The following is a 23,792-nucleotide window of genomic DNA, read 5'->3' on the forward strand; positions in this document are numbered from 1 at the left end:
TAAGATCGCGGTACATGCAAATACCAGAACCCCACGACTCTGCCGACCGCCCTGCGCCGCCGTCTTCTGCCGCCTCTGCACGGCGTGCGGCGGTGGTCGATGGGGTGGCCGTCGATGGCCTGACGCCAGTGCCGCATCTGGAGCGCAAGGCCGGGGCATTGCTGCTGTTTACCCTGCTGCTGATCCTGGGCTCGGCCTTTTATCTGATGTATGCGCGCGGCGTCTTCGAGCCCAAGCAGTCGCTGATCCTGACGGCCGATGATTCCGAGGGTGTCTCCATCGGTCTGGACATGACCTTCTCCGGCTTTGCGATTGGCAAGGTCAGCAAGATCGAGCTGGCGCCCGATGGCACGGTGCGCATCCATGTGGATGTGCCCGAGAAAGATGCGCACTGGTTGCGCAGCAGCAGTGTGTTCACGCTGGTCAAGGGCCTGGTGGGGGGCACGACGATCAAGGCCTACTCGGGCATTCTGGACGACCCGCAGCTGGAGGATGGCGCGGTGCGCGCGGTGCTGTCGGGCGATGCGACGGCCGAGCTGCCGCAGCTGATGAGCAATGCACGCCAGCTGCTGGAGAACCTGAACATGATGACCTCGGCCGGCTCGGCCTTGGGTGGCACCCTGGAGCAGCTGCGTGATCTGAGCACCAAGCTCAACGGCCCCAGCGGCGCGCTGGGCGTGGTGATGGGTGGGGATGCCGAGGCGCGCAAGATATCGCAGACCCTGGACCGCACCAACCAGCTGCTGGCGCGCCTCGATGGCCTGGCCAAGAATGCCGACAAGCAGGTGTTTGGTGCCGATGGCGTGATGCCCGAAGTGCGCGCCACGGTGCAGCAACTCAATGCCGTGCTCGGCGATGTGCGCGGCAGCCTGAAGAAGGTGGATGCGGTGCTGGTAGAGGCCCAGGCCGTGGGCGCCAATGCCAAGGATGCCACCAGCCAGCTGGGTGATTTGCGTGCCGATGTGGAGGCCAATCTGCGCAAGGTCGAAGGCATGCTGACCGAACTGAACCGCAAATGGCCGTTTGCCAAAAAGGATGCCGAGGTGCGACTGCCATGAGTACCGCGATTGCCATCACCGCCCGCTTGGCCGCAGCCTTGCTGGCCGCCGCTGTGCTGGGCGGCTGCGCCAGCGGCAAGAAGGCGCCCGACTGGGCGGTCAACGAACAGGGTGCTGCCGAACGCGCGACCGATGCCTACCTGTCAGGCAACCAACGGGTGGCGGAGGCCGAATGGCGGCGTGCGCGTGACGAGGTGAGCCGCACGGCCCGGCCCGATCTGCTGGCCCGGCTGGAGCTGGCGCGCTGCGCTGCACAGGTAGCCGCCTTGGAGGCTGCCCCTTGCACGGGCTTTGAAGCCGTGGCCCAGGATGCTGCCGATGCCGAGCAGGCCTATGCCCGCTATCTGCAGGGCCAGTTGGCTGCTGGCGATGTGGCGCTGCTGCCCAAGGCCCAGCAGGCAGTGGCGCCGCTGGCGCCTGAGCAAGCAGCCGCTGCGCTGGCCGCTATGGAAGACCCACTGTCGCGCCTGGTCGCGGCCGGCGTGCTGGCGGTGCGCGGACCGGTGCCGATGGCGGTCGTCACCCAGGCGGTCGATACCGCCTCGGCCCAAGGGTGGCGCCGTGCCGTGATGGCCTGGCTGATCAACCAGCAGCGCCTGGCGCGCGCGTTGGGCGATACGGCACTGGCCGACCAAGTGCAGCGCCGCCTGGACCTGCTGCAGGCCACGCAGAAGTAAGCCAGCAGCCGCTACAGCGCTGCATCCACTCAGACTGACTGGCTCGTCGTCGTATCGGGCGCTGGCTCTGGCTGCGTGCCGGGGTAAGGGTGCTCGGGGTTGCCGGGGTAGGGGTGCGCCGGCTCGCTGGGATAGGGGTGCTGCGGGTTGCCTGGGTAGGGGTGCAAAGGGCTGGGCTCATACGTGCCCGGCTCACCAGGCGCCGGCTGCGGCTGGCCGGGAATGGGGGGCTGGGCAGGGGACGGACTGGGCTCGTAGGGTTGGGGCATGGTGGCTCTCCTGGTGCAGCTGGTGGAGCCGCTGGCGCACCGGCGCATACGGCTGGATTCAGCATGGGGCAAAAGCCCAGTGTTGCAAGCGCAGGGGCCAGGCCGTGTAGGTCTGCGTAGCGCGCGGGGGTACGCCCAGTGCCGTTACGCCATGTGTGAAGCGGAACAATGTATTGGGAAGCGTTTTTCCGACAGGCAGCGCTGTGCGCCAGGGCTACTCTGAAAGCCTGTTCAGCGATTGGAGGACGCCATGCGCCACCTGCACCCCATGTTTCTCGCCCTGGTAGGGGCCCAGGCCCAGAAGCCCGTTCCCACCACCCCCAAGAAGCCACGGCCAGGCGGCGGTGGCCCGCCCGCCGATGGTGACCCTTCCCAATGACGGAGCCCTGCAACGCGGTGGGGCCATGACCACGGGCCGCCCGTACCGCCTCCGTCCTCATCCCTGCCTGCACCCACCCAAGGAGTTTTGTGATGCCCCAAGGAGATAAATCCGCTTATACCGATAAGCAAAAACGCATGGCTCGCCATATCGAGAAAAGCTACGAGAAAAAAGGCGTCTCGGAAGACGAGGCTGCCTCACGCGCCTGGGCCACGGTGAACAAGGAAACCGGTGGCGGCAAGCGCTCCGGATCCGGCCGGGGCAAGGCAACAAGGCCGGGCTCGCAGCTCGCAGCCGCGCGCTCGGCAGCCGCCAAGAAAGCCGCCGCCAGCCGCAGCCCCGAGGCACGATCCGCATCGGCTAAAAAAGCAGCGGCCACCCGCAAGCGCAACGCCGCTGCCAAGAAGAACTAAGAACAGGCCAGCCACCGGGTGGTGTGCTGGCCTGTTGCGTTGCCGGTCTAGACCGGTTCCGGATCCTTCACCGGTGGCTCATGCCCGGGTTCCTCGATCGGCAAGGTGCTGTCGGGCGGATCGATGGGCTCGGGCTTGGGCAGATCCGGTGGCGGTGGCGCCACCGGCGGCTGAGGGGGCGTGGTAGGGGTTGGCATGGCGGCCTCCTTTCTGCCTTCTTTGTACTGCGCGGTGTGGCGGCCGTATGTCGGACAAGCTTGTCAGCGGGTAAGTGCATGTAGGGCTGTCGAGGTTGATGTTGCAGTGGTCTGCCGCTGCGCGATGCCGTTTCATTTTTTCCAAGTTCAAGATCCAAGGAGTTTCAGCATGAGCCCATCCAACAGTCCATCCCAAAAGAGCGTCAGCAAGAAGCCTTCGCCAGAAAAGCGCTCGGTCGAGGAAGTGGTGGCTGCGCAGCAGCGCATCCAGCAAGAGCAAGGCCAAAACGACGCGCGGGACAAGGCGGCCAAAGCGTCCAAAAAAGCCAAGAGCAGCAAGGACGATAAAACCAGCAAAAAGACCGCACCCGGCCCCGGCCATGAGGTGCCCACGCCACCGATGCCCGGCAAAAAGCTGGCCAAGCCCGGCCTTGAGAAAGCGCTGGATCTGCAGCCGCTCTATCTGGCAGAAAACTACCGGGGCAGCGGTAAGCTGGAGGGCAAGACGGCGGTCATCACCGGCGGAGACTCGGGCATTGGCCGGGCGGTGGCGGTGCTGTTTGCGCGCGAGGGCGCCAATGTGGCGATCCTCTACCTGAACGAGCACGACGATGCCAAGGAAACCTGCCGCCTGATCGAGGAGGAGGGCCAGCAGAGTCTGGCGATTTCCGGCAATGTGCAGGACCCGCAATTTTGCGAGCAGGCGGTCAAGCAGGTGCTGAAGAAATTTGGTGCGCTCAATGTGCTGGTCAACAACGCGGCATTCCAGCAGCATGCGGCCGACATTGAAGACCTGAACATCGAGCGGCTGGACGAGACCTTCCGCACCAATATCTTTGGCTACTTCCACATGGTCAAGGCGAGCATTCCTTATCTGCAGCGGGGCGATGCCATCGTGAACACCGGCTCGGTCACGGGCCTGAGCGGCAGCAAGGAGTTGCTGGACTACTCCGCAACCAAGGGTGCCATCCATGCGTTCACCAAGGCGCTGGCCCAGAACCTGATGGAGCGCGGCATCCGCGTGAATGCGGTGGCTCCTGGCCCCGTGTGGACGCCCTTGAACCCGGCCGACAAGGACGCGGAGGACCTGCGCGAGTTTGGTGCCGACACCCAGATGGGCCGCCCCGCGCAGCCCGAGGAGCTGGCACCCGCCTATGTGTTTCTTGCGTCGCAGGTGTGCTCCAGCTATATCTCCGGCATTGTGCTGCCGGTAACGGGCAGCGTGGGTGCATCCTGACCACGGGCGCAGGATCGCTGGCAACCTGTTGGCCTGCACCCGGCATGGTGTTGGCCCAGGTGTTGGCGCAGGCACCTGGTGGCGCTTGCTTGTTGCAAGCCACGGATGCTTGAATTGATAATGAGAATGCATTATCATTTAAGCGTCTGTTGCCGTTTTGGAGAAGCACTGCATGCAAGTTCTGTCGTCCCTCAAGGAAGCCAAGAAGCGCCACCGTGATTGCCAGGTGGTCAAGCGGCGTGGCCGCATCTATGTCATTTGCAAGTCCAACCCCCGCTTCAAGGCGCGCCAGGGTGGGGCAAAGAACAAGCACAAGCGCTGAGACGCCCAGGCTTTGCATGGGCCGCGGCCCATGCGCGCAGCGGAAGCGACGAATGCAGGCCGCTCACCGCCCTGCGTAGCGCAGGGCGGGGATATCAGCCAGCGCTGGGATGCTGCTGTGCATCCTGTTTCTGGCGCGCTTTTTCGGCCAGGATGTCGAACTCCTTGCGCAAGGCGTCCAGCTCCTCTTCATCCAGCTCTTCGAGCGACAGCATGCAGTTGCGGGCCGGCTCGATGGCGCGGATCAGTTCATCCAGCTTGATCTGCATGGCCTCGGTGTCGCTGTTCTGGGTGGACTGGATCAGGAACACCATCAAGAAGGTGACGATGGTTGTGCCGGTGTTGATCACCAGCTGCCAGGTGTCATTGAAGCCGAAAAACGGACCGCTGACCGCCCACAGCACAATCACCAGGACAGCACCGACAAAGCACACCGGCCGGCCACTGAACTTGGCGACGGCGCGGGCAATTTTGTTGAAGGCGGAATGCTTGGTTTTCATGGGAGAACTCCTTCGATCGCAGATGGCGACCAGCATAGAACCAAGCGGCTAGGGCGAGGCTGCCTCAGCAGATCAAGTGGCTGTAGGAGGGCGGCGGCATTCCTGCTGCAGCCATTCGCCAAAGCGCTGGTAGCTCTCCATGTCGCTGCGCCAGGTGGGCGCGCAGAGGTAGTAGCCCAGCGGGCTTTCAAAGCGCTGGCCAAAGGGCTCGACCAGTTTGTGCGATGCCAGCGACTCCTGCAGCAGGCAGCTGGGCACCAAAGCCACGCCCAGGCCGCCAATGGCCGCCTGGATGATGAGGGTAAAGAGGTTGAAGCCGGGGCCGATGCGTGCCCCTTCATAGGGGCCGGCATAGGCGGTGAACCAGTCGTCCCAGGAGGTGGGCAGCTCGATGTGCTGCAGCAGGCTGCACTGCTTGAGGTCGCTGAAATGCACGATCGGGTGCTGCTGCAGGTAGCTGGGCGAGCAGACGATGCTGGTCTCGCGCCCGATCAGGTACTGGGCATCGGCAATCGGCCAGTCGCCGTAGCCGTACTGGATGGATGCATCGAAGCCATCGCCGGTCTCGGCGCTGTCGGTGGTGCTGTAGCGCACAAAGTGGATGGCGATGTGCGGGTTGCTGGCGCGAAAGCTCTCCAGCCGGGGAAACAGCCAGTTGGCCGCAAAGGTAGGCGCGACCGACAGGCTGAGCAGATGGGCGTTCTGCGCCGTGGAGATGACCTGGGTGGTGGCGCGTTCGAGCGATTCCATCGCCGGGCGCACGAGCTTGAGGTAGTTCTCGCCGATATGGGTCAGCGCCAACCCATGGCTGCGGCGCATGAACAGCGGGTGGCCCAGGTAGGCCTCCAGGCCCGCAATGTGGCGGCTGATGGCGCTTTGCGTGACGAACAGCTCCTTGGCGGCCTTGGAAAACGACAGGTGCTGCGCCGACAGCAGGAAGGCGTTCAGCTCGGAGATCGTGGGGCAGCGACGGCGCATGGGGTATGAGCTCCACTCATGACGGTAGAAAAAATTGGCAGATGCATGACCTCATGTCATTGCCACATATTGTTGCAGCTTGGCTAGAGTTCGGGGCATTAGAGGCAACCATGGCGCTGTGAACGCCAAAACCGATTATGCAATCCACCCTGATCCGCAATGCCAAGATTCTCGACACCCGGCATCTCGTATTGACTTCTACTCATACCATTTGGGTGCGCAACGGTCTGATCGAAAAGATCAGTGCCGAAGACTTCGAGGTGGCCGATGCCACCGTCATCGATGCCAAGGGGATGACCCTGATGCCCGGCCTGATCGACTGCCACGTGCACGTGATGGCCTCGGGCTTCAACCTGGGTGCGGTTGCCAATCTGCCCAATGCGCTGGCGCTGCTGCGCGCGCTGCCCATCATGAAGGGCATGATCGACCGGGGCTTTACCTCGGTGCGCGATGCCGGTGGTGCCGACTGGGCGCTGGCCGAAGGCGTGCGTACCCGCCAGGTGGCCGGCCCGCGCTTGTTCTGCGCCGGCAAGGCGCTGTCGCAAACCGGCGGCCATGGCGATTTCCGGGCGCGCAATGACACGCTCGACCCCTGCTCCTGCGCCTACAAGATCGGCAATATCGGCAAGGTGGTTGATGGTGTTGACGCCTGCCGCCTGGCGGTGCGCGAAGAGATCCTGAAGGGTGCCACCCAGATCAAGGTGATGGCCTCGGGCGGTGTGGCGTCACCCAACGATCCGATCAACAACCTGGGCTTTTCGGTGTCGGAGCTGACCGCCATCGTCGAAGAGGCCCACAATGCGAACACCTATGTGATGGCCCATGCCTATACGCCCCAGGCCATCACCCGTGCCATCGAGTGCGGCGTGCGCACCATCGAGCACGGCAACCTGGTCGATGCACCCACCGCCAAGCTGATGCAGGAAAAGGGTGCCTACATGGTGCCGACCCTGATCACCTACGAAGGCCTGGCCAACGACGGCGCTAAGTACGGTCTGCCCGACGAGTCGGTGCAAAAGATTGCCAAGGTGCGCACCAACGGCCTCAAGGCGCTGGAAGTGCTGGACGCCGCCGGCGTGAAGATGGGTTTTGGCAGCGATCTGCTGGGCGAGACGCACTACATGCAATCGGACGAACTGGTGCTGCGCGCCAAGGTGCTGGGCCATGCCAAGGTGGTGCAGCAGGCAACGCTCATCGGCGCCGAGATTCTGAACCACGAAGGCCTGCTGGGCGAAGTGGTGGAGAACGCCTATGCCGATTTGCTGCTGGTCGATGGCAACCCGCTGGAAGATGTATCGGTGCTGACCCGGCATGACACGGCGATCAAGCTGATCATGCGCGACGGCTTCATCCACAAGAACGCCTGCTGATGGGCCTTTGAGCGAGCACCACTCTATGTATAACGCTTCCGAACGTCTGGAGCGGCTGCCTTTCAGCCGCTTCCATTTCACCTTGCTCATCATTGGCGGCCTGGGCCTGGCCTTCGAGGCGCTGGATGCGGGCATCATCGCCTTCATCCTGCCGTCGCTGCGCGAACAATGGGGGTTGACCGGCATCCAGGCAGGCTGGATTGCCAGCAGCACCTACGTGGGCTTTCTGGTGGGGGCGCTGCTGTCGGGCATGCTGGGCGACCGCTTTGGCCGCAAGGTCGTGATGATGTGGGCGCTGGTGCTGTTCTGCGTGGCCACCTTCATCAATGCCTTTGCCACCAATTTCCATGAGTTCTACATCCTGCGCATGATTGCCGGTGTGGGCATGGGCGCCGAGGGTGCCATCGTCGCCCCCTACCTGGCGGAGTTTGTCAGCAGCCGCTACCGGGGCCGCTTCACCGGCGCGCTGGCGGGCTTTTTCTCCTTTGGGTTTGTGATGTCGGCACTGCTGGGTTACTTCATCGTGCCGATGAGTGCCGATGGCTGGCGCTGGATCATGGTCATCGCCTCGGTGCCGGTGGTGTTTCTGCTGTGGATGCGCCGGGCGCTGTTCGAATCGCCCCGCTGGCTGGAAGAGATGGGCCGCCATGAAGAGGCCAGCCGGATCTGTACCGCCATTGAAGCGCAGGTCCAACGCAGCAGCGGCAAGCCGCTGCCCGAACCGGTGAAGATGAGCCTGGCTGCAAAAGCAGCTGACTCCGCCGTGCAAGGCGCATGGGCCAAGCTGGCCACGTTGGTCAAGCCCCAGTACCTGCAAACCACCTTGGTGGTCTGGGTGTTCTGGATCACGGTGATGTTCTGCTACTACGCCTTCCTGGTCTGGATTCCGAGCCTGCTGGTGGCGCGTGGCTTTGCGGTGACCAAGAGCTTCTCCTTCACCATCCTGATCTACCTGGCGCAGATCCCCGGTTACTACTCGGCTGCCTACCTGAATGACAAGATCGGCCGCAAGTACACCATCCTGGCCTACATGCTGGTGTCCTGCCTGGCAGCGCTGGGCCTGGCCTTTGCCGGTGCCGACCAGGAGATCATCCTGCTGAGCATGCTGCTGTCCTTTGGCATGAACGGCGTGATCGCCGGCCAGTACACCTACACCTCGGAGATCTACCCGACCTCCATCCGTGCCACCGGCATGGGAACGGCTTCGGCGCTGGCGCGGGTTGGCTCGATTGCCTCGCCCACCATCGTGGGAGCCGCCTATCCGGTGCTGGGCTTTGGCGGCGTGTTTGCGCTGATGACCGGCGTGCTGTTTGTCGGCGGCATGGGCATCCTGCTGTTCGGCAAGAACACCCATGGCGTGTCCCTGGAAGGGATTCAGCAATGAGCACCACCCATGTCCTGGGCCGCCTGGCCCATACCCTGGGCCAGAGCAGCGATGCCGGGCACCACTGGGCCGCGATTGCCGAGACCTGCCAGCAGCTGTTTGGCTACGGCCTGCTGACTGGCCTGGTTTATCTGCAGCAGGAAAAGCTGATGCGCCGCATCTATTCGTCCAACGAGGCCATCAGCCCGCTGGGCGGCTTCAAGGCCACCGGCAAGGGCCCCTGGTCGGACCGGGTGCTGGACCAGGGCCTGCCCTATATCGGGCGGGACGAGGCCGACATCCGCACCGTCTTCTCCGAAGCCGAGGACCTGGTCGCCCGGGGCCTGCATGCGGTGCTGAACATTCCCGTCTGGTATGGCGGTGAGGTGCTGGGCTCCATCAATATCCTGGGCCCGCGCGGCGCCTACAACGATGTGCCCGAGGCGCTGATCCACCTGGTGGCCGGTGTCTGCGTGCCGGCACTGGCTTCGGCCCGTGAAAGCGCCCGCGAGGCGGCGCGTGGCATTGACAGCGCCAGCCTGCAAAGCGTCTGAGCTCCGCCTTGGCAGTACTGAAGCCCGCAAGGCCCCTGGCCCTGCGGGCTTTTATGCGCCTATGTGCCGCAAAGTACTGGCAGTGGCGCGCGCCAGACACAACACGCTCTAAAATCGCCGCCCATGGCTTCTAACAGTTCAGGGTTGTGGTCCTCGCCTGCCGTGCGCATGGGCGTGTCGATCAGCGTGGCAACCGGTTTATATGGCATCTCCTTTGGCGCGCTGGGGGTGGCGGCGGGCCTGTCGGTCTGGCAGACCTGCGCCTTGAGCCTGCTGATGTTTACCGGCGGCTCGCAGTTTGCGTTTGTCGGCGTGGTTGCAGGCGGCGGCGCGGGCGCTGCAGCCCTGGGCGCGGCCAGCCTGCTGGGGGTGCGCAATGCGGTCTACGGCATGCAGATGGCCGCCTTGCTGGGCCCACGCGGCCTGGCACGCCTGCTGTCGGCGCAGCTGACGATCGATGAATCGGCCGCCACCGCGCTGGGGCAGGCGGACAAGGAAGAGCAGAAGCGGGGCTTCTGGACCGCCGGCGTGGGCGTCTACGTGCTGTGGAACCTGTTCACCGCTGCGGGCGCCTTGCTGGGCAATGCCCTGGGCGACCCGGGGCGCTGGGGACTGGACGGTGCAGCGGTGGCCGCCTTCATGGGCCTGCTGTGGCCGCGCCTGACGCACAGGGAGCCCATTGCGCTGGCAGTGGTGGCTGCCAGCATTGCGATGCTGGCGGTGCCCTGGGTGGCGCCGGGCGTGCCTATCTTGATTGCAGCGGTGGTGGGCGCCGTCTGGGGCTATCACTCGCGCAGCAGCGGCCCCGCAGGGCAGGGCGCCGGTACGCAGGAGGCCGCACGATGAACGTGATGGCAGACATGGGCAACCACTGGTGGATCTGGGTGCTGCTGGCCAGCGCCGTGACCTATGGCACCAAGCTGCTGGGCTACAGTGTGCCGGCGCACTGGCTGCGCCACCCGCGCATGGCCCGGGTAGCCGGCGCGCTGACGATTGCGCTGCTGGCCGCCCTGACCGCCATGAACACCCTCGTCAGCGGCCAGCAACTGGTGCTGGATGCCCGCCTGGCTGCGCTGGCGGTGGCCATCATCGCGCTGGCGCTGCGCGCGCCGTTTTTGCTGGTGGTGGTGCTGGGCGCGGCGGCATCGGCCTTGGTGCGGTTTTGGGGCTGAAAACCTAAAAGAAGTTATTGGGTATAATTGCAGGGTTTTGCATGGTGCAAGACGCACGTCGCAAGCTTTTCCGGCTGCGGCGCAAGTAACCAGAATGCCAGCGCAAGCCGGTGTTCCTATGAAGGAAAACACATGATCGCCGCATCTATCAAGGCCGAAGTTGTAAAGGCCAACGCACGTTCCGCTACCGATACGGGCAGCCCAGAAGTCCAAGTGGCTCTGCTGACCGCCCGCATCAACGAACTGACCCCTCACTTCAAGACGCACGCCAAGGACCACCACGGTCGCCGCGGCCTGCTGCGCATGGTGAGCCGTCGTCGTAAGCTGTTGGACTACCTCAAGTCCAAGGACGCTGACCGTTACACTGCACTGATCGCTAAGCTGGGCCTGCGTAAGTAAGCCCAGGGTGAGATGGAGACGCCTGAGTTAGTCCGCTAGCTCAGGCGTTTTTTACTTCAACGCCGCGCAAACAGAGCGAAGCTGTGTCATTCCAAGGGGGCTGAACCCCGGGTTCCAGGCCTTCAACCTCCCTGGAATGGCATCGTGTTCTGCATGCCGGCTCCTGCTGAAAACCGACAGGTTTTTGGCTGTTTAACCAGGAGCAATCTATGTCCATATTCAACAAGGTCACCAAGACTTTCCAGTGGGGCCAGCACACGGTCACCATGGAAACCGGTGAAATCGCCCGCCAGGCTTCCGGCGCGGTGCTGGTCAACATCGACGACACCGTGGTGCTGGCTACGGTGGTGGGCTCCAAGATCGCCAAGGCCGGTCAGGACTTTTTCCCGCTGACCGTTGACTACATCGAGAAGACCTACGCTGCAGGCAAGATCCCTGGCAGCTTCTTCAAGCGCGAAGCCAAGCCCAGCGAACTCGAAACCCTGACCAGCCGTCTGATCGACCGCCCGATCCGTCCGCTGTTCCCCGAAGGTTTCTACAACGACGTGCATGTGGTCATCCACACCATCTCGCTGAACCCTGAAGTGGATGCCGACATCGCTGCGATGATCGCCGTGTCCGCTGCACTGTCCATCTCGGGCATTCCTTTCAACGGCCCTATCGGTGCTGCCCGCGTGGGTTACATCAACGGCGAATACGTGCTCAACCCCGGTCAGACCCAGCGCAAGGATTCGCTGATGGATCTGGTGGTGGCAGGCACCGAAGCTGCTGTGCTGATGGTCGAATCCGAAGCCCAGCAACTGCCTGAAGAAGTGATGCTGGGCGCCGTGGTCTATGGCCACGAGCAAGGCCAGATCGCGATCAACGCCATCCACGAACTGGTGCGCGAAGCCGGCAAGCCCGCATGGGACTGGGCTGCTCCTGCCAAGGACGAAGCGCTGATCGCCAAGGTGGGCGAGCTGGGCGATGCCGCCCTGCGCGACGCTTACCAGCTGCGCAACAAGCAAGCCCGTACGCTGGCCTGCCGCCAGGCTTACGCCGCTGTGAAGGCTGGCCTGACCGAGCAAGGCGTGGCGTTTGACGGCGTCAAGGTCGACGGCATGCTGTTCGACATCGAAGCGCGCATCGTGCGCTCGCAGATTCTGGCGGGTGAGCCCCGTATCGATGGCCGCGATACCCGCACCGTGCGTCCTATCGAGATCCGCTCGTCGGTGCTGCCACGCACCCACGGCTCTGCCCTGTTCACCCGTGGTGAAACCCAGGCGCTGGTGATCTCCACCCTGGGCACCGAGCGCGATGCACAGCGTATCGACGCCCTGGCTGGCGAGTTTGAAGACCGCTTCCTGTTCCACTACAACATGCCTCCCTTTGCCACCGGCGAAGTGGGCCGCATGGGCTCGACCAAGCGCCGCGAAATCGGCCACGGCCGTCTGGCCAAGCGCGCGCTGGCCGCGTGCCTGCCGTCGAAGGAAGAGTTCCCCTACACCATCCGCGTGGTGTCGGAAATCACCGAATCGAACGGTTCCTCGTCGATGGCTTCGGTCTGCGGCGGCTGTCTGTCGATGATGGACGCCGGCGTGCCGATGAAGGCCCACGTGGCCGGTATCGCCATGGGTCTGATCAAGGAAGACAACAAGTTTGCCGTGCTGACCGACATCCTGGGTGACGAAGATCATCTGGGTGACATGGACTTCAAGGTGGCCGGTACGACCAACGGCATCACCGCGCTGCAGATGGACATCAAGATCCAGGGCATCACCAAGGAAATCATGCAAGTGGCACTGGCGCAAGCCAAGGAAGCGCGCATGCACATCCTGGGCAAGATGCAAGAAGCGATGGGCGAAGCCAAGGCGGAAGTCTCGTCGTTTGCGCCCAAGCTGTACACGATGAAGATCAACCCCGAGAAGATCCGTGATGTGATCGGCAAGGGCGGCGCCACCATCCGTGCGCTGACCGAAGAGACCGGCACCCAGATCAACATCGAGGAAGATGGCACCATCACCATCGCCGCCACCGATGGCGCCAAGGCGGACGAAGCCAAGCGCCGCATCGAAGAGATCACCGCCGAAGTCGAAATCGGCAAGATCTACGAAGGCCCGATCGTCAAGATCCTGGAATTCGGTGCCCTGGTGAACCTGCTGCCCGGCAAGGACGGTCTGCTGCACATCAGCCAGATCGCCCACGAGCGCGTGGAAAAGGTGACCGACTACCTGAGCGAAGGCCAGGTCGTCAAGGTCAAGGTGCTGGAGACGGACGAAAAGGGCCGTGTCAAGCTGTCGATGAAGGCGCTGCTGGACCGTCCGGCCGGCATGCCCGAGCGTGAGCCACGCGAGTTCCGTGAGCCACGCGGCGACCGGGGTGACCGCGGCGATCGCGCGCCTCGCCAGCACCGCGAACCACGCGAGCCCCGCGTGGACGGTGCTGCCGACCAGCAGCAACAACAACAGCAATAATCTGCTGTGTGACGCACCCATGCGCCTGGCGCTGGGTGCGTTTTTCTGCTGAAAAGCGTGTGCTGATTGTGATTGGCTGAGGAAACAAGCGTGGACAAGATGCGTGCAGTCGAGATCACCGCCTTTGGTGATCCGCAGGTATTGAAGCTGGGAGAGCGCGCTGTGCCGCAGGCGGGGCAGGGCGAGTTGTGCATTCGTGTGGTCGCCAGTGGCGTGAACCGCCCCGATGTGATCCAGCGCAAGGGCCATTACGCGCCGCCGCCGGGTGCTTCGGACCTGCCCGGTCTGGAAGTGGCTGGTGTGGTGGTGGCTGGTGACGCTGTGGCGATGGCCGGGCAGGGCCTGAAGCTGGGCGACCGCGTATGCGCGCTGGTCGCCGGTGGTGGCTATGCCGAGTACTGCGTGGCCCCGGTGGCCCAGTGCCTGCCGGTGCCCGAGGGCTTGTCGGATGTCGAGGCCGCTTGCCTGCCCGAGACCTTCTTTACCGTCTGGAGCAATGTGTTTGACCGGGGAGCGTTGCAAGCCGGTGAGACCTTGTTGGTCCAGGGCGGCAGCAGCGGCATTGGTGTGACGGCGATCCAGCTGGCCAAGGCCTTTGGCGCCAAGGTCATCGTGACCGCAGGTTCGGATGAAAAGTGCCAGGCTTGCCTGGCCTTGGGTGCTGACGAGGCGATCAACTACCGCAGCCAGGATTTTGTCGCCGAAGTGGCGCGCATCACCGCTGGCAAGGGTGTGGATGTGATCCTGGACATGGTGGCGGGCGACTATGTGGCCCGCGAGGTCGAGGCGCTGGCCGAGGATGGCCGTCTGGTCATCATCGCCGTGCAAGGTGGTATCAAGGCCGAGTTCAATGCCGGTCTGGTGCTGCGCCGCCGTCTGCAGATCACGGGCTCGACCCTGCGTCCGCGTCCGGTGGCCTTCAAGGCAGCGATTGCCCAGGCTTTGCAGGCCAAGGTCTGGCCGCTGCTGGCAGCGGGCAAGGTGCGTCCCATCATCCACAGCCAGTTCACGGCTGCCCACGCCAGTCAGGCCCATGCACTGATGGAATCCAACCAACATATCGGCAAGATCGTGCTGACCTGGGATCAATTGTGAAAAAACTGATTGCTGGAAACTGGAAGATGAACGGCAGCCTGGCTGCCAATGAAGCCTTGCTGGGCGAGCTGCTGCAAGGCCTGGGCCAGCCGGGCTGCGATGTGGCCGTGGCGGTGCCTGCTGTCTATGTGGGTCAGGTGCAGGCATTGCTGCAGGGCTCGGCGATCGCGCTGGCTGCGCAGGATGTGTCGGCGCACGACGCCGGGGCCTACACCGGGGAGGTGTCGGCTGCGATGCTGCGTGACTTTGGGGTGCGCTACGCGCTGGTGGGCCACTCCGAGCGCCGCCAGTACCATGGCGAAACCGACGCGCTGGTGGCTACGAAGGCGCAAAAGGCGCTGGCTGCCGGCATCACGCCGATTGTCTGTGTCGGCGAGACCTTGGCGGAGCGTGAAGCCGGCCAGACCGAAGCGGTGGTCAAGCGCCAGCTCGCTGCAGTGATCCATGCGGTCGGCGCCTGCGTGACGGAAATCGTCGTGGCCTATGAGCCTGTGTGGGCGATTGGTACGGGCAAGACGGCCAGCCCCGAGCAGGCGCAATCGGTACATGCTGTATTGCGCGCGCAACTGGCGGCAGCCAGTACGCAGGCGGCGAAGGTGCCGGTGCTGTATGGTGGCAGCATGAATGCGGGCAACGCCGAGCAGCTGCTGGCCCAGCCCGATATTGATGGTGGACTGATCGGTGGCGCTTCGTTGAAGGCCCAGGATTTTCTGAAAATTATTGCTGCAGCTGCTTGATAGACAAGCGGCTGCTGGCGACGACCAAGTTTGATAAAAGGGTAGATGATGGTAACGATTCTGTTGACGATTCAAATGCTGGCAGCACTGGTCATGATTGGCCTGGTGCTGGTGCAGCATGGCAAGGGTGCCGATGCGGGCGCTGCCTTTGGCAGCGGCAGCAGCGCTGGCAGCCTGTTCGGTGCTTCCGGTAGCGCCAACTTCCTCTCGCGCAGCACTGGCGTGCTGGCGGCGGTGTTCTTTGTCACGACCCTGGGCCTGGCCTATCTGGGCAATGCCCGCCCGACTTCGGCCGGTAGCGTGCTCGAAGGCCCTGCTGCGGCGATCCCGCAGTCGAGTGCCCCCGTGGACGCGACCATTCCTCCTGCTTCGACGCCTGCACCGGCTGCCGCCCCCGCCGCTCCCGCCGCTGGCGCTGATGCTTCGGTGCCTGCCGCAGGTGCTGCTGCGCCTGCTGCCGCTCCCGCTGCCGATGCGTCCGTACCTGCAGCGGCTCCCGCCGCCCCTGCTGAGCCAGCGCAGCCTGCTGACAAATAACTCAACTATTTGAAAGGAATCCCTGGAGGCAGGGTTTTTCCAGAGTAGAATCTGAGTCTGTCTGGTGAGCAGATTGCAAGTAAAAGCAATCGGTGCTTGCCAGATAAGTCAAATCAGCCGTCGTGGTGAAATTGGTAGACACGCTATCTTGAGGGGGTAGTGGCGAAAGCTGTGCGAGTTCGAGTCTCGCCGACGGCACCAACACAATAAAAGGCCTGCCTGGGTCGCGTCTTGTGCTTACCTGGGTTGGCTCCTGCGGTGAGTAGACATCAAGATGAGCCTCGAACAATACCTCCCGGTCCTTTTGTTTATCCTGGTGGGGGCAGGCGTTGGCCTTGGCCCACTGGTCATAGGCTACATCCTCGGACCCAATCGCCCGAACGCGGCGAAAAACTCCCCTTACGAATGCGGCTTTGAGGCCTTTGAAGACGCGCGCATGAAGTTCGACGTGCGCTACTACCTCGTCGCCATTCTTTTCATTCTCTTCGACTTGGAAATTGCGTTCCTCTTCCCATGGGCGGTTTCGCTGCATGAAGTGGGAATGCCTGGTTTTATCGCGGTTCTCGTGTTCTTGGCCATTCTGGTGGTGGGTTTCGCCTATGAATGGAAAAAGGGCGCGCTGACCTGGGAATAACCGGAAATCAAAAAGGTACACGATGATTGAAGGTGTGTTGGAGAAAGGCTTTGTCACCACGAGCTACGACTCGGTGGTGAACTGGGCCAAGACCGGGTCGATCTGGCCCATGACTTTTGGTTTGGCATGCTGCGCCGTCGAGATGATGCACGCAGCCGCTGCGCGTTATGACATCGGCCGTTTCGGCGCCGAAGTCTTTCGTGCCAGCCCGCGCCAGGCTGACTTGATGATTGTGGCCGGTACCCTGTGCAACAAAATGGCCCCGGCCATGCGCAAGGTGTATGACCAGATGGCTGAGCCGCGTTGGGTGATCTCGATGGGATCCTGCGCCAACGGTGGTGGTTACTACCACTACAGCTATTCGGTGGTGCGCGGCTGCGACCGCATCGTGCCGGTGGACGTGTATGTGCCAGGCTGCCCGCCCACGGCAGAAGCACTGATCTACGGCATCATCCAGCTGCAGCAAAAAATCCGCCGCACCCACACGATCGCGCGCGCCTAGGAGTTGGAATGAGTGTAGAACTGATACAGCCTAGCGTGCTGCAAGAGACGATCGCCCGCGTGCTGGGCGACAAGGCGCGCTCGGTAACCCTGGCGCTGGGTGAAGTGACCGTTGAAGTCTCGGCCTCGAACTACCTGCAAGCGATGCAGCTGCTGCGCGATGCGCCCGAATGCAAGTTCGAGATGCTGATGGACCTGTGCGGAGTGGATTACTCCGCATACAAGGACGTGGGCACCGATGGCCCACGTTTTGCCGTGGTCTCCCACCTGTTGTCGATCAGCCTGAACCAGCGCGTGCGCGTGCGCGTGTTCTGCCAGGACGATGATTTCCCGGTGCTCGACACCCTCAGCCAGCTGTGGGCCTCGGCCAACTGGTTGGAGCGTGAAGCATTTGACCTGTTCGGCATCGTCTTTGAAGGCCATGACGACCTGCGCCGCATTCTGACCGACTATGGCTTTATCGGTCACCCCTTCCGCAAGGATTTCCCGCTGACGGGCCATGTGGAAATGCGCTACGACGCCGAGCAGGCACGCGTGATCTATGAGCCCGTGACGATCGAGCCGCGCGAGATCACGCCCCGCATTATTCGTGAAGACCATTACGGAGGCCTGCACTGAGGCGCTCTGACCTCACGATGAAGAACCATGGCTGAAATCAAAAACTACACACTCAACTTCGGTCCCCAGCATCCTGCAGCACACGGCGTGCTGCGTTTGGTGCTGGAGCTCGATGGCGAAGTGGTGCAACGTGCAGACCCGCATATCGGCCTGCTGCACCGCGCCACCGAGAAGCTGGCGGAGAGCAAGACCTTCATCCAGTCGCTGCCCTATATGGATCGGCTGGACTATTGCTCGATGATGAGCAACGAGCACGCCTACTGCCTGGCTATCGAAAAGCTGCTGGGCCTGGAAGTGCCGATCCGCGCGCAATACATCCGCGTGATGTATTCCGAGATCACCCGCATCATGAACCACCTGATGTGGCTGGGCTCGTCGGGCAATGACGGCGGCAGCTCGACCATTCTGATCTACAGCTTCCGCGAGCGTGAAGACCTGATGGACATGTACGAAGCCGTCTCCGGCGCGCGCATGCACGCGGCGTACTTCCGTCCTGGCGGCGTGTACCGCGACCTGCCCGAAACCATGCCGCAGTACAAGGCCAGCAAGGTGCGCAATGCCAAGGCCATCGAGCAGATGAACCGCAACCGCCAAGGTTCGCTCATCGACTTCATCGATGACTTCACCGCGCGCTTCCCCAAGTGCGTGGACGAATACGAAACCCTGCTGACGGACAACCGCATCTGGAAACAGCGCAACGTGGGTATCGGCGTGGTCGATATCGACCGTGCGATGAACCTGGGCTTGACGGGCCCGATGCTGCGCGGCTCCGGTCTGGCCTGGGACATGCGCAAGTCGCAGCCCTACGAAGTCTATGACCGCATGGATTTCGACATTCCCGTGGGCAAGACCGGCGATTGCTATGACCGCTACCTGGTGCGCATTGCCGAGATGCGCCAGTCCAACCGCATCATCAAGCAATGCGTGGACTGGCTGCGTGCCAACCCCGGTCCTGTCATCACCGACAACCACAAGGTGGCGCCTCCCGATCGCGAAGCCATGAAGTCCAACATGGAAGAGCTGATCCACCACTTCAAGCTGTTCACCGAAGGCTTCAAAGTGCCCGAGGGCGAGGCTTACGCATCGGTGGAGCACCCCAAGGGCGAGTTCGGCATCTACCTGATCAGCGATGGTGCCAACAAGCCGTACCGCCTGAAGATTCGTCCACCAGGTTTTGTGCATCTCTCGGCGCTCGATGAAATGAGCCGTGGCCACATGCTGGCCGATGCCGTGATGGTGCTGAGCACCTTGGACATCGTGTTTGGAGACGTTGACCGATGATTACCGAAGCAACAAAAGCACGCTTTGCCCGCGAAGTTGCCAAGTATCCGGCAGAGCAGAAGCAGTCGGCCGTGATGGCTTGCCTGTCTATCGTGCAGCAGGAGCAGGGCTGGGTGAGCCAGGAGAGCGAGGCGGTGATCGCCGAGTACCTGGAGATGCCCGAGATCGCCGTGCATGAAGTGACCACCTTCTACAACATGTACAACCAGCATCCGGTGGGCAAGTACAAGTTGAGCGTGTGCACCAACCTGCCTTGCCAGCTGCGCCGTGGCCGCGAGGCGCTCAAGCACCTGGAAGACAAGCTGGGCATCAAGATGGGTGATACCACTGCCGATGGCGTGTTCACCATCGAGCAATCGGAATGCCTGGGTGCCTGCGCCGATGCACCGGTGCTGCTGGTCAATGACCGCCACATGTGCAGCTTCATGGACAACGAAAAGCTGGACCAGCTGGTGACCGGCTTGCGCGCAGCGGAGGACACCAAGTGACTACAGCCGCTCAAATTCTGTCGCAGTTCCAGGCCACCGGCGTGGAAACCTGCTTCCACGACCGCCACATCGAGCCCCAGATCTATGCAGGTCTGGACGGCACGAACTGGTCGATCAAGGACTACGAGGCTCGCGGTGGCTACCAGGCCCTGCGCAAGCTGCTGGGCAAGGACGGTGGCGAGGGTCTGACCCAGGACCAGGTCATTGCCACGATGAAGGAATCGGGCCTGCGCGGCCGTGGCGGCGCCGGCTTCCCCACCGGTCTGAAGTGGAGCTTCATGCCCCGCAACTTCCCCGGCCAAAAGCACCTGGTGTGCAATTCGGACGAGGGCGAGCCTGGCACCTGCAAGGACCGCGACATCCTGATGTTCAACCCGCACATCGTGATCGAAGGCATGGCCATCGCCGCGTATGCGATGGGCATCTCGCTGGGTTACAACTACATCCACGGCGAAATCTTCCAGGTCTACGAACGCTTCGAGGCAGCGCTGGAAGAGGCGCGTGCTGCGGGCTACCTGGGTGACAACATCATGGGCAGCAACTTCAGCTTCCAGCTGCATGCCCACCATGGTTTTGGCGCCTACATCTGCGGCGAGGAAACCGCCTTGCTCGAATCGCTCGAAGGCAAGAAGGGCCAGCCCCGCTTCAAGCCGCCATTCCCGGCCAGCTTTGGTCTGTATGGCAAGCCCACGACGATCAATAACACCGAAACCTTTGCGGCCGTTCCCTGGATCATCCGCAACGGTGGCCAGGCATATCTGGAATGCGGCAAGCCCAACAACGGCGGCACCAAGATCTTCTCGGTCAGCGGTGACGTGAACAAGCCCGGCAACTACGAAGTGCCGATGGGTACGCCGTTCTCCACGTTGCTGGAGCTGGCGGGCGGTGTGCGCACCGGCCGCAAGCTCAAGGCCGTGATCCCTGGCGGATCGTCGGCCCCTGTGCTGCCTGCCGACATCATGATGGCCTGCACGATGGACTATGACTCCATCTCCAAGGCCGGCTCGATGCTCGGCTCGGGTGCCGTCATCGTGATGGACGACTCGCGCGACATGGTCGAGAGCCTGCTGCGCCTGTCCTACTTCTACCAGCACGAGTCCTGCGGACAGTGCACCCCTTGCCGCGAAGGCACGGGCTGGCTGTGGCGCATGGTTGACCGCATCCAGCACGGCCATGGCCGCGCCGAGGATCTGGACAAGCTGGACTCGGTAGCCGGCAACATCATGGGGCGCACGATTTGCGCATTGGGCGATGCGGCAGCGATGCCGGTGCGCGCGATGATCAAGCATTTCCGCCATGAATTCGAAGCAAAGATCAACGCTGCTGAAAAGCAGACCGCTGCTTCTTCCTGATCGCGAGTGAGCATATGGTTGAAATTGAAATAGACGGTCAGAAGGTCGAGGTCGCGGAAGGCAGCATGGTCATGCACGCGGCCGATGCGGCGGGCAAGTACATCCCTCACTTCTGCTACCACAAGAAACTGTCGATCGCGGCGAACTGCCGTATGTGCCTGGTGGATGTCGAGAAGGCGCCCAAGGCGATGCCCGCCTGCGCCACGCCGGTGACCCAAGGCATGATTGTGCGCACCACCTCGGACAAGGCGGTCAAGGCCCAGCAATCGGTGATGGAGTTCCTGCTCATCAACCACCCGCTGGATTGCCCGATCTGCGACCAGGGCGGTGAATGCCAGTTGCAGGATCTGGCTGTGGGCTACGGTGCCAGCAGCTCGCGCTACGAAGAAGAAAAGCGCGTGGTCTTCCACAAGAACGTGGGCCCGCTGATCTCGATGGAAGAGATGAGCCGTTGCATCCACTGCACCCGTTGCGTGCGCTTCGGACAGGAAGTCTCGGGCATCATGGAGCTGGGCATGGTCAACCGCGGCGAGCACGCCGAAATCACCACGGTCGTGGGCGATACGGTGGACTCGGAACTGTCGGGCAACATGATCGACATCTGCCCCGTGGGCGCACTGACGAGCAAGCCTTTCCGCTACAGCGCCCGCACCTGGGAGCTGTCGCGCCGCAAGTCGGTCTCGCCGCATGACTCCACCGGTGCCAACTTGATCGTTCAGGTCAAGAACAACAAGGTGATGCGCGTTGTGCCTTTCGAGAACGAGGCTGTCAACGAATGCTGGATTGCCGACCGCGACCGCTTCTCCTACGAAGCGCTCAACGGCGAAGAGCGCCTGACCGCGCCGATGATCAAGCAAGGCGGCCAGTGGCTCGAAGTGAGCTGGCAAGCTGCGCTGGAATACGTGGCCAATGGCATCAAGAGCGTGCAACGCGACCACGGCGCCAGCGCCGTCGGTGCGCTGGTCAGCCCGCACAGCACCCTTGAGGAGCTGTTCCTGGCGGGCGAACTGGTGCGCTCGCTGGGCAGCCAGAACGTGGACTACCGTCTGCGCAATGCCGATTTTGCCAAGGCAGAAGGCGTGCGCTGGCTGGGCCGCTCGATCGCCTCGCTGTCGGATCTGAACACCGCTTTGATCGTCGGCTCGAACGTGCGCAAGGAGCATCCGCTGTTTGCCCAGCGTATCCGCCAGGCCGCCCGCAAGGGTGCGGTGGTGACGGCCATCCAGTCCAAGGCTTTTGATCTGGCGATTCCGCTGGCCCACCAGTTGATCGCACCTGCTGCGCAGTGGGCCTATACGCTGTCCTCCGTGGCAGCGGCCATCGCCCAGTCCAAGGGTGTGGAAGCGCCCAACAATGCCGGTACGGTGACGCCTGAGTCCATCGAGATTGCCCGCGCGCTGCAAAACGGCGAGCAAAAGGCCATCCTGCTGGGCAATGCCGTGGCACACCATGCACAAGCGAGCACCTTGCTGTCGATCGCCAACTGGATTGGCGCGCAGACCGGTGCGACCGTGGGCTTCCTGACTGAAGCGGCCAACACCGTGGGCGCGCAATGGGTGGGCGCTGTGCCCCAGGCCCATGGCATGCACGCTGGCGAGATGCTCGCCGGTGGCGTCAAGGCTGCCATCTTGCTCAACTGCGAACCTGCATTCGACACGGCCGCTGGCAGCCAGGCGCTGCAAGGCTGCGAGATGGTGGTGAGCCTGAGCCCGTTCAAGGCCAACATGGACATCGCCGATGTGCTGCTGCCGATCGCGCCGTTCACCGAGACCTCGGGCTCGTTCGTGAATGCCGAAGGCCGTGTGCAGAGCTTCCACGCCGTGGTCAAGCCACTGGGCGATACCCGTCCGGGCTGGAAGGTGCTGCGCGTGCTGGGCAACCTGCTGGATGTGCCAGGCATGGCCTTTGACTCCTCGCAGGATGTGCTGGCCGTGGCCACGGGCTCGCAAGGCCAGGTGCCTGCCGAGCTGCTGTCCAACAGCACCAAGACCAACATGGCTGTGTCGGCGCCTGCAAGCCAGGAGCCGGTAGTGGCCAGCATCTACCAACTCGATGGCATCGTGCGTCGCGCGCCTTCGTTGCAAATGACGGCGGATGCCCGCCAATCCTCGGAGGTGGTTGCAGCATGATCGACGCAATCTACAACGGCGGTCTAACCCTGATCGCAGCCGACTGGTGGGCGACCCTGGTCTGGCCGGTGATCTGGAACCTGATCAAGATCCTGTGCATCGTTCTGCCTCTGATGGGCGCGGTGGCTTACCTGACCCTGTGGGAGCGCAAGCTCCTGGGCTTCATGCAAGTGCGTTACGGCCCCAACCGGGTCGGCCCCTTCGGTCTGCTCCAGCCTCTGGCCGACGGCCTCAAGCTGATGACCAAGGAAATCATCACGCCGACGGCGGCGAGCTCGGGCCTCTACCGCCTGGGCCCGATCATGGCCATCATGCCTGCGCTGGCAGCCTGGGTGGTCATCCCCTTCGGCCCCGATGTGGCGCTGGCCAATGTGAACGTCGGCCTGCTGCTGGTGATGGCCATCACGTCGATCGAAGTCTATGGCGTGATCATCGCCGGCTGGGCATCGAACTCCAAGTACGCCTTCCTGGGCGCGCTGCGCGCATCGGCCCAGATGGTGAGCTATGAAATCGCGATGGGCTTCTGCTTCCTGGTGGTGATCATGGTCACCGGCAGCATGAACCTGACCGAGATCGTGTTGGCCCAGGGCAAGGGCATGATGGCATCGTCGGGTGCCAGCATCCTGTCGTGGAACTGGCTGCCACTGCTGCCGATGTTCATCGTCTACCTGATCTCTGCCGTGGCCGAGACCAACCGCCACCCCTTCGACGTCGTCGAAGGCGAAGCGGAAATCGTGGCCGGTCACATGGTGGAGTATTCGGGCATGGGCTTTGCTGTGTTCTTCCTGGCGGAGTACGCGAGCATGTGGCTGGTGTCCATCCTGGCCGTGATCATGTTCATGGGCGGCTGGTTGCCACCATTCGATTTCCTGTCCTTCATTCCGGGCTGGATCTGGCTGGCAGCCAAGACCTTCCTGGTGGTGTCGATGTTCATCTGGATTCGCGCTACTTTCCCACGTTTCCGCTATGACCAGATCATGCGTCTGGGCTGGAAGATCTTCATCCCCGTGACTCTGGTGTACCTGGTCTTTGTCGGCGGCTGGTTGCTGTCGCCATGGAACATCTGGAAATAAGCGGAGG

At 62.9% G+C, this 23,792-nt stretch carries 28 protein-coding genes and 1 tRNA gene; 25 read left to right on the plus strand and 4 right to left on the minus strand.

Annotation, left to right across the window (positions count from 1 at the left end; translation table 11 throughout):
* Nucleotides 1-14: 14 nt before the first annotated feature.
* Together MJ205_RS03895 and MJ205_RS03900 are read left to right on the plus strand one after the other, a co-directional pair.
* Complete coding sequence (locus tag MJ205_RS03895) at nucleotides 15-1,058, plus strand: MlaD family protein (protein WP_239811275.1); 1,044 nt, start codon at nucleotides 15-17, stop codon at nucleotides 1,056-1,058.
* Nucleotides 1,055-1,735 (plus strand): hypothetical protein, encoded by a 681-nt coding sequence (locus tag MJ205_RS03900; protein ID WP_239811276.1) that lies wholly within the window; start codon nucleotides 1,055-1,057, stop codon nucleotides 1,733-1,735. Before MJ205_RS03895 ends, MJ205_RS03900 begins: the two co-directional genes overlap by 4 nt.
* A 29-nt stretch (nucleotides 1,736-1,764) precedes the next feature.
* On the opposite strand, the gene MJ205_RS03905 is transcribed toward MJ205_RS03900, so the two are convergent.
* Nucleotides 1,765-2,004 carry a hypothetical protein gene (locus tag MJ205_RS03905; RefSeq protein ID WP_239811277.1) on the minus strand — a complete coding sequence of 80 codons (240 nt, stop codon included), beginning with the start codon at nucleotides 2,002-2,004 and terminating at the stop codon, nucleotides 1,765-1,767.
* A gap of 250 nt (nucleotides 2,005-2,254) precedes the next feature.
* On the opposite strand from MJ205_RS03905, the gene MJ205_RS23650 reads away from it, so the two are divergent.
* Complete coding sequence (locus MJ205_RS23650; RefSeq protein WP_256460959.1) at nucleotides 2,255-2,383, plus strand: hypothetical protein; 129 nt, start codon at nucleotides 2,255-2,257, stop codon at nucleotides 2,381-2,383.
* A gap of 92 nt (nucleotides 2,384-2,475) precedes the next feature.
* Nucleotides 2,476-2,796: a plasmid stabilization protein gene (locus MJ205_RS03910; protein WP_239811278.1), complete on the plus strand. Its 321-nt coding sequence runs from the start codon at nucleotides 2,476-2,478 to the stop codon at nucleotides 2,794-2,796.
* 47 nt (nucleotides 2,797-2,843) lie between these two features.
* Here the strand turns inward: MJ205_RS03910 and MJ205_RS03915 are convergent, their stop codons facing one another.
* Entirely contained in the window at nucleotides 2,844-2,993 is a 150-nt protein-coding gene (locus tag MJ205_RS03915; RefSeq protein ID WP_165841178.1) for a hypothetical protein, read from the minus strand.
* A gap of 169 nt (nucleotides 2,994-3,162) precedes the next feature.
* On the opposite strand from MJ205_RS03915, the gene MJ205_RS03920 reads away from it, so the two are divergent.
* Nucleotides 3,163-4,230, plus strand: a complete 1,068-nt coding sequence (locus tag MJ205_RS03920; protein WP_239811279.1) for an SDR family oxidoreductase — start codon at nucleotides 3,163-3,165, stop codon at nucleotides 4,228-4,230.
* A 172-nt stretch (nucleotides 4,231-4,402) separates the two neighbouring features.
* Nucleotides 4,403-4,552, plus strand: a complete 150-nt coding sequence (ykgO, locus tag MJ205_RS03925; protein WP_116925897.1) for a type B 50S ribosomal protein L36 — start codon at nucleotides 4,403-4,405, stop codon at nucleotides 4,550-4,552.
* A gap of 94 nt (nucleotides 4,553-4,646) precedes the next feature.
* Here the strand turns inward: ykgO and MJ205_RS03930 are convergent, their stop codons facing one another.
* Together MJ205_RS03930 and MJ205_RS03935 are read right to left on the minus strand one after the other, a co-directional pair.
* The gene (locus MJ205_RS03930) at nucleotides 4,647-5,051 is read right to left on the minus strand and encodes a low affinity iron permease family protein (protein WP_239811280.1); all 405 of its coding nucleotides are present in this window, start codon (nucleotides 5,049-5,051) and stop codon (nucleotides 4,647-4,649) included.
* Nucleotides 5,052-5,123: 72 nt separating this feature from the next.
* Nucleotides 5,124-6,029 (minus strand): LysR substrate-binding domain-containing protein, encoded by a 906-nt coding sequence (locus MJ205_RS03935; RefSeq protein WP_239811281.1) that lies wholly within the window; start codon nucleotides 6,027-6,029, stop codon nucleotides 5,124-5,126.
* A 137-nt stretch (nucleotides 6,030-6,166) separates the two neighbouring features.
* Here MJ205_RS03935 and MJ205_RS03940 point away from each other — a divergent pair, with 137 nt between their 5' ends.
* The 19 genes from MJ205_RS03940 to nuoH all read left to right on the plus strand — a co-directional run bounded on the left by MJ205_RS03940 (nucleotide 6,167) and on the right by nuoH (nucleotide 23,785).
* Complete coding sequence (locus MJ205_RS03940; protein ID WP_239811282.1) at nucleotides 6,167-7,399, plus strand: metal-dependent hydrolase family protein; 1,233 nt, start codon at nucleotides 6,167-6,169, stop codon at nucleotides 7,397-7,399.
* A 25-nt stretch (nucleotides 7,400-7,424) separates the two neighbouring features.
* Complete coding sequence (locus tag MJ205_RS03945) at nucleotides 7,425-8,783, plus strand: MFS transporter (RefSeq protein WP_239811283.1); 1,359 nt, start codon at nucleotides 7,425-7,427, stop codon at nucleotides 8,781-8,783.
* Nucleotides 8,780-9,316 (plus strand): GAF domain-containing protein, encoded by a 537-nt coding sequence (locus tag MJ205_RS03950; RefSeq protein WP_239811284.1) that lies wholly within the window; start codon nucleotides 8,780-8,782, stop codon nucleotides 9,314-9,316. Before MJ205_RS03945 ends, MJ205_RS03950 begins: the two co-directional genes overlap by 4 nt.
* Before the next feature lie 123 nt (nucleotides 9,317-9,439).
* Nucleotides 9,440-10,162: an AzlC family ABC transporter permease gene (locus MJ205_RS03955; RefSeq protein ID WP_239811285.1), complete on the plus strand. Its 723-nt coding sequence runs from the start codon at nucleotides 9,440-9,442 to the stop codon at nucleotides 10,160-10,162.
* Entirely contained in the window at nucleotides 10,159-10,488 is a 330-nt protein-coding gene (locus MJ205_RS03960; protein ID WP_239811286.1) for an AzlD domain-containing protein, read from the plus strand. Before MJ205_RS03955 ends, MJ205_RS03960 begins: the two co-directional genes overlap by 4 nt.
* Before the next feature lie 132 nt (nucleotides 10,489-10,620).
* Nucleotides 10,621-10,887 carry a 30S ribosomal protein S15 gene (gene rpsO, locus MJ205_RS03965; RefSeq protein WP_116925902.1) on the plus strand — a complete coding sequence of 89 codons (267 nt, stop codon included), beginning with the start codon at nucleotides 10,621-10,623 and terminating at the stop codon, nucleotides 10,885-10,887.
* A 209-nt stretch (nucleotides 10,888-11,096) separates the two neighbouring features.
* Nucleotides 11,097-13,340 carry a polyribonucleotide nucleotidyltransferase gene (gene pnp, locus MJ205_RS03970; RefSeq protein ID WP_239811287.1) on the plus strand — a complete coding sequence of 748 codons (2,244 nt, stop codon included), beginning with the start codon at nucleotides 11,097-11,099 and terminating at the stop codon, nucleotides 13,338-13,340.
* 99 nt (nucleotides 13,341-13,439) lie between these two features.
* On the plus strand, nucleotides 13,440-14,435 hold the full coding sequence (locus MJ205_RS03975) for an NAD(P)H-quinone oxidoreductase (RefSeq protein WP_239812658.1): 996 nt from the start codon (nucleotides 13,440-13,442) through the stop codon (nucleotides 14,433-14,435).
* Nucleotides 14,429-15,172: a triose-phosphate isomerase gene (gene tpiA / locus MJ205_RS03980; RefSeq protein WP_256460979.1), complete on the plus strand. Its 744-nt coding sequence runs from the start codon at nucleotides 14,429-14,431 to the stop codon at nucleotides 15,170-15,172. The genes MJ205_RS03975 and tpiA overlap by 7 nt, the downstream gene beginning before the upstream one ends.
* Before the next feature lie 45 nt (nucleotides 15,173-15,217).
* Nucleotides 15,218-15,709 carry a preprotein translocase subunit SecG gene (secG, locus tag MJ205_RS03985; protein WP_239811288.1) on the plus strand — a complete coding sequence of 164 codons (492 nt, stop codon included), beginning with the start codon at nucleotides 15,218-15,220 and terminating at the stop codon, nucleotides 15,707-15,709.
* Nucleotides 15,710-15,825: 116 nt separating this feature from the next.
* Nucleotides 15,826-15,910, plus strand: a tRNA-Leu gene (locus tag MJ205_RS03990).
* Between the two features lie 73 nt (nucleotides 15,911-15,983).
* Complete coding sequence (locus MJ205_RS03995) at nucleotides 15,984-16,343, plus strand: NADH-quinone oxidoreductase subunit A (protein WP_021028557.1); 360 nt, start codon at nucleotides 15,984-15,986, stop codon at nucleotides 16,341-16,343.
* A 22-nt stretch (nucleotides 16,344-16,365) separates the two neighbouring features.
* On the plus strand, nucleotides 16,366-16,845 hold the full coding sequence (locus MJ205_RS04000) for a NuoB/complex I 20 kDa subunit family protein (RefSeq protein ID WP_021028558.1): 480 nt from the start codon (nucleotides 16,366-16,368) through the stop codon (nucleotides 16,843-16,845).
* Between the two features lie 8 nt (nucleotides 16,846-16,853).
* Nucleotides 16,854-17,462 carry an NADH-quinone oxidoreductase subunit C gene (locus MJ205_RS04005; protein ID WP_239811289.1) on the plus strand — a complete coding sequence of 203 codons (609 nt, stop codon included), beginning with the start codon at nucleotides 16,854-16,856 and terminating at the stop codon, nucleotides 17,460-17,462.
* A gap of 27 nt (nucleotides 17,463-17,489) precedes the next feature.
* Complete coding sequence (locus MJ205_RS04010; protein WP_239811290.1) at nucleotides 17,490-18,743, plus strand: NADH-quinone oxidoreductase subunit D; 1,254 nt, start codon at nucleotides 17,490-17,492, stop codon at nucleotides 18,741-18,743.
* On the plus strand, nucleotides 18,740-19,231 hold the full coding sequence (gene nuoE, locus MJ205_RS04015) for an NADH-quinone oxidoreductase subunit NuoE (RefSeq protein ID WP_230771676.1): 492 nt from the start codon (nucleotides 18,740-18,742) through the stop codon (nucleotides 19,229-19,231). Before MJ205_RS04010 ends, nuoE begins: the two co-directional genes overlap by 4 nt.
* Nucleotides 19,228-20,583, plus strand: coding sequence for an NADH-quinone oxidoreductase subunit NuoF (nuoF, locus tag MJ205_RS04020; RefSeq protein WP_239811291.1), 1,356 nt, complete (start codon nucleotides 19,228-19,230; stop codon nucleotides 20,581-20,583). Before nuoE ends, nuoF begins: the two co-directional genes overlap by 4 nt.
* A 14-nt stretch (nucleotides 20,584-20,597) precedes the next feature.
* Nucleotides 20,598-22,712 carry an NADH-quinone oxidoreductase subunit NuoG gene (gene nuoG / locus MJ205_RS04025; RefSeq protein ID WP_239811292.1) on the plus strand — a complete coding sequence of 705 codons (2,115 nt, stop codon included), beginning with the start codon at nucleotides 20,598-20,600 and terminating at the stop codon, nucleotides 22,710-22,712.
* Nucleotides 22,709-23,785 (plus strand): NADH-quinone oxidoreductase subunit NuoH, encoded by a 1,077-nt coding sequence (gene nuoH, locus MJ205_RS04030; protein WP_239811293.1) that lies wholly within the window; start codon nucleotides 22,709-22,711, stop codon nucleotides 23,783-23,785. Before nuoG ends, nuoH begins: the two co-directional genes overlap by 4 nt.
* Nucleotides 23,786-23,792 lie beyond the last annotated feature (7 nt).

The organism is Comamonas sp. B21-038 (assembly GCF_022387135.1).
Taxonomy (GTDB): domain Bacteria; phylum Pseudomonadota; class Gammaproteobacteria; order Burkholderiales; family Burkholderiaceae_C; genus Comamonas; species Comamonas sediminis.

Coding starts and splice junctions, on each gene's coding strand:
- MJ205_RS03995 (WP_021028557.1), top strand. CDS start 15,984: ATGAGCCTCGAACAATACCTCCCGGTCCTTTTGTTTATCCTGGTGGGG.
- pnp (WP_239811287.1), top strand. CDS start 11,097: ATGTCCATATTCAACAAGGTCACCAAGACTTTCCAGTGGGGCCAGCAC.
- MJ205_RS03905 (WP_239811277.1), bottom strand. CDS start 2,004: ATGCCCCAACCCTACGAGCCCAGTCCGTCCCCTGCCCAGCCCCCCATT.
- MJ205_RS03950 (WP_239811284.1), top strand. CDS start 8,780: ATGAGCACCACCCATGTCCTGGGCCGCCTGGCCCATACCCTGGGCCAG.
- MJ205_RS23650 (WP_256460959.1), top strand. CDS start 2,255: ATGCGCCACCTGCACCCCATGTTTCTCGCCCTGGTAGGGGCCCAGGCC.
- MJ205_RS04005 (WP_239811289.1), top strand. CDS start 16,854: ATGAGTGTAGAACTGATACAGCCTAGCGTGCTGCAAGAGACGATCGCC.
- nuoH (WP_239811293.1), top strand. CDS start 22,709: ATGATCGACGCAATCTACAACGGCGGTCTAACCCTGATCGCAGCCGAC.
- MJ205_RS03900 (WP_239811276.1), top strand. CDS start 1,055: ATGAGTACCGCGATTGCCATCACCGCCCGCTTGGCCGCAGCCTTGCTG.
- nuoE (WP_230771676.1), top strand. CDS start 18,740: ATGATTACCGAAGCAACAAAAGCACGCTTTGCCCGCGAAGTTGCCAAG.
- MJ205_RS03915 (WP_165841178.1), bottom strand. CDS start 2,993: ATGCCAACCCCTACCACGCCCCCTCAGCCGCCGGTGGCGCCACCGCCA.
- MJ205_RS03910 (WP_239811278.1), top strand. CDS start 2,476: ATGCCCCAAGGAGATAAATCCGCTTATACCGATAAGCAAAAACGCATG.
- MJ205_RS03940 (WP_239811282.1), top strand. CDS start 6,167: ATGCAATCCACCCTGATCCGCAATGCCAAGATTCTCGACACCCGGCAT.
- MJ205_RS04000 (WP_021028558.1), top strand. CDS start 16,366: ATGATTGAAGGTGTGTTGGAGAAAGGCTTTGTCACCACGAGCTACGAC.
- MJ205_RS03955 (WP_239811285.1), top strand. CDS start 9,440: ATGGCTTCTAACAGTTCAGGGTTGTGGTCCTCGCCTGCCGTGCGCATG.
- MJ205_RS03945 (WP_239811283.1), top strand. CDS start 7,425: ATGTATAACGCTTCCGAACGTCTGGAGCGGCTGCCTTTCAGCCGCTTC.
- MJ205_RS04010 (WP_239811290.1), top strand. CDS start 17,490: ATGGCTGAAATCAAAAACTACACACTCAACTTCGGTCCCCAGCATCCT.
- MJ205_RS03920 (WP_239811279.1), top strand. CDS start 3,163: ATGAGCCCATCCAACAGTCCATCCCAAAAGAGCGTCAGCAAGAAGCCT.
- ykgO (WP_116925897.1), top strand. CDS start 4,403: ATGCAAGTTCTGTCGTCCCTCAAGGAAGCCAAGAAGCGCCACCGTGAT.
- MJ205_RS03895 (WP_239811275.1), top strand. CDS start 15: ATGCAAATACCAGAACCCCACGACTCTGCCGACCGCCCTGCGCCGCCG.
- MJ205_RS03935 (WP_239811281.1), bottom strand. CDS start 6,029: ATGCGCCGTCGCTGCCCCACGATCTCCGAGCTGAACGCCTTCCTGCTG.
- rpsO (WP_116925902.1), top strand. CDS start 10,621: ATGATCGCCGCATCTATCAAGGCCGAAGTTGTAAAGGCCAACGCACGT.
- MJ205_RS03930 (WP_239811280.1), bottom strand. CDS start 5,051: ATGAAAACCAAGCATTCCGCCTTCAACAAAATTGCCCGCGCCGTCGCC.
- secG (WP_239811288.1), top strand. CDS start 15,218: ATGATGGTAACGATTCTGTTGACGATTCAAATGCTGGCAGCACTGGTC.
- MJ205_RS03975 (WP_239812658.1), top strand. CDS start 13,440: ATGCGTGCAGTCGAGATCACCGCCTTTGGTGATCCGCAGGTATTGAAG.
- MJ205_RS03960 (WP_239811286.1), top strand. CDS start 10,159: ATGAACGTGATGGCAGACATGGGCAACCACTGGTGGATCTGGGTGCTG.
- nuoG (WP_239811292.1), top strand. CDS start 20,598: ATGGTTGAAATTGAAATAGACGGTCAGAAGGTCGAGGTCGCGGAAGGC.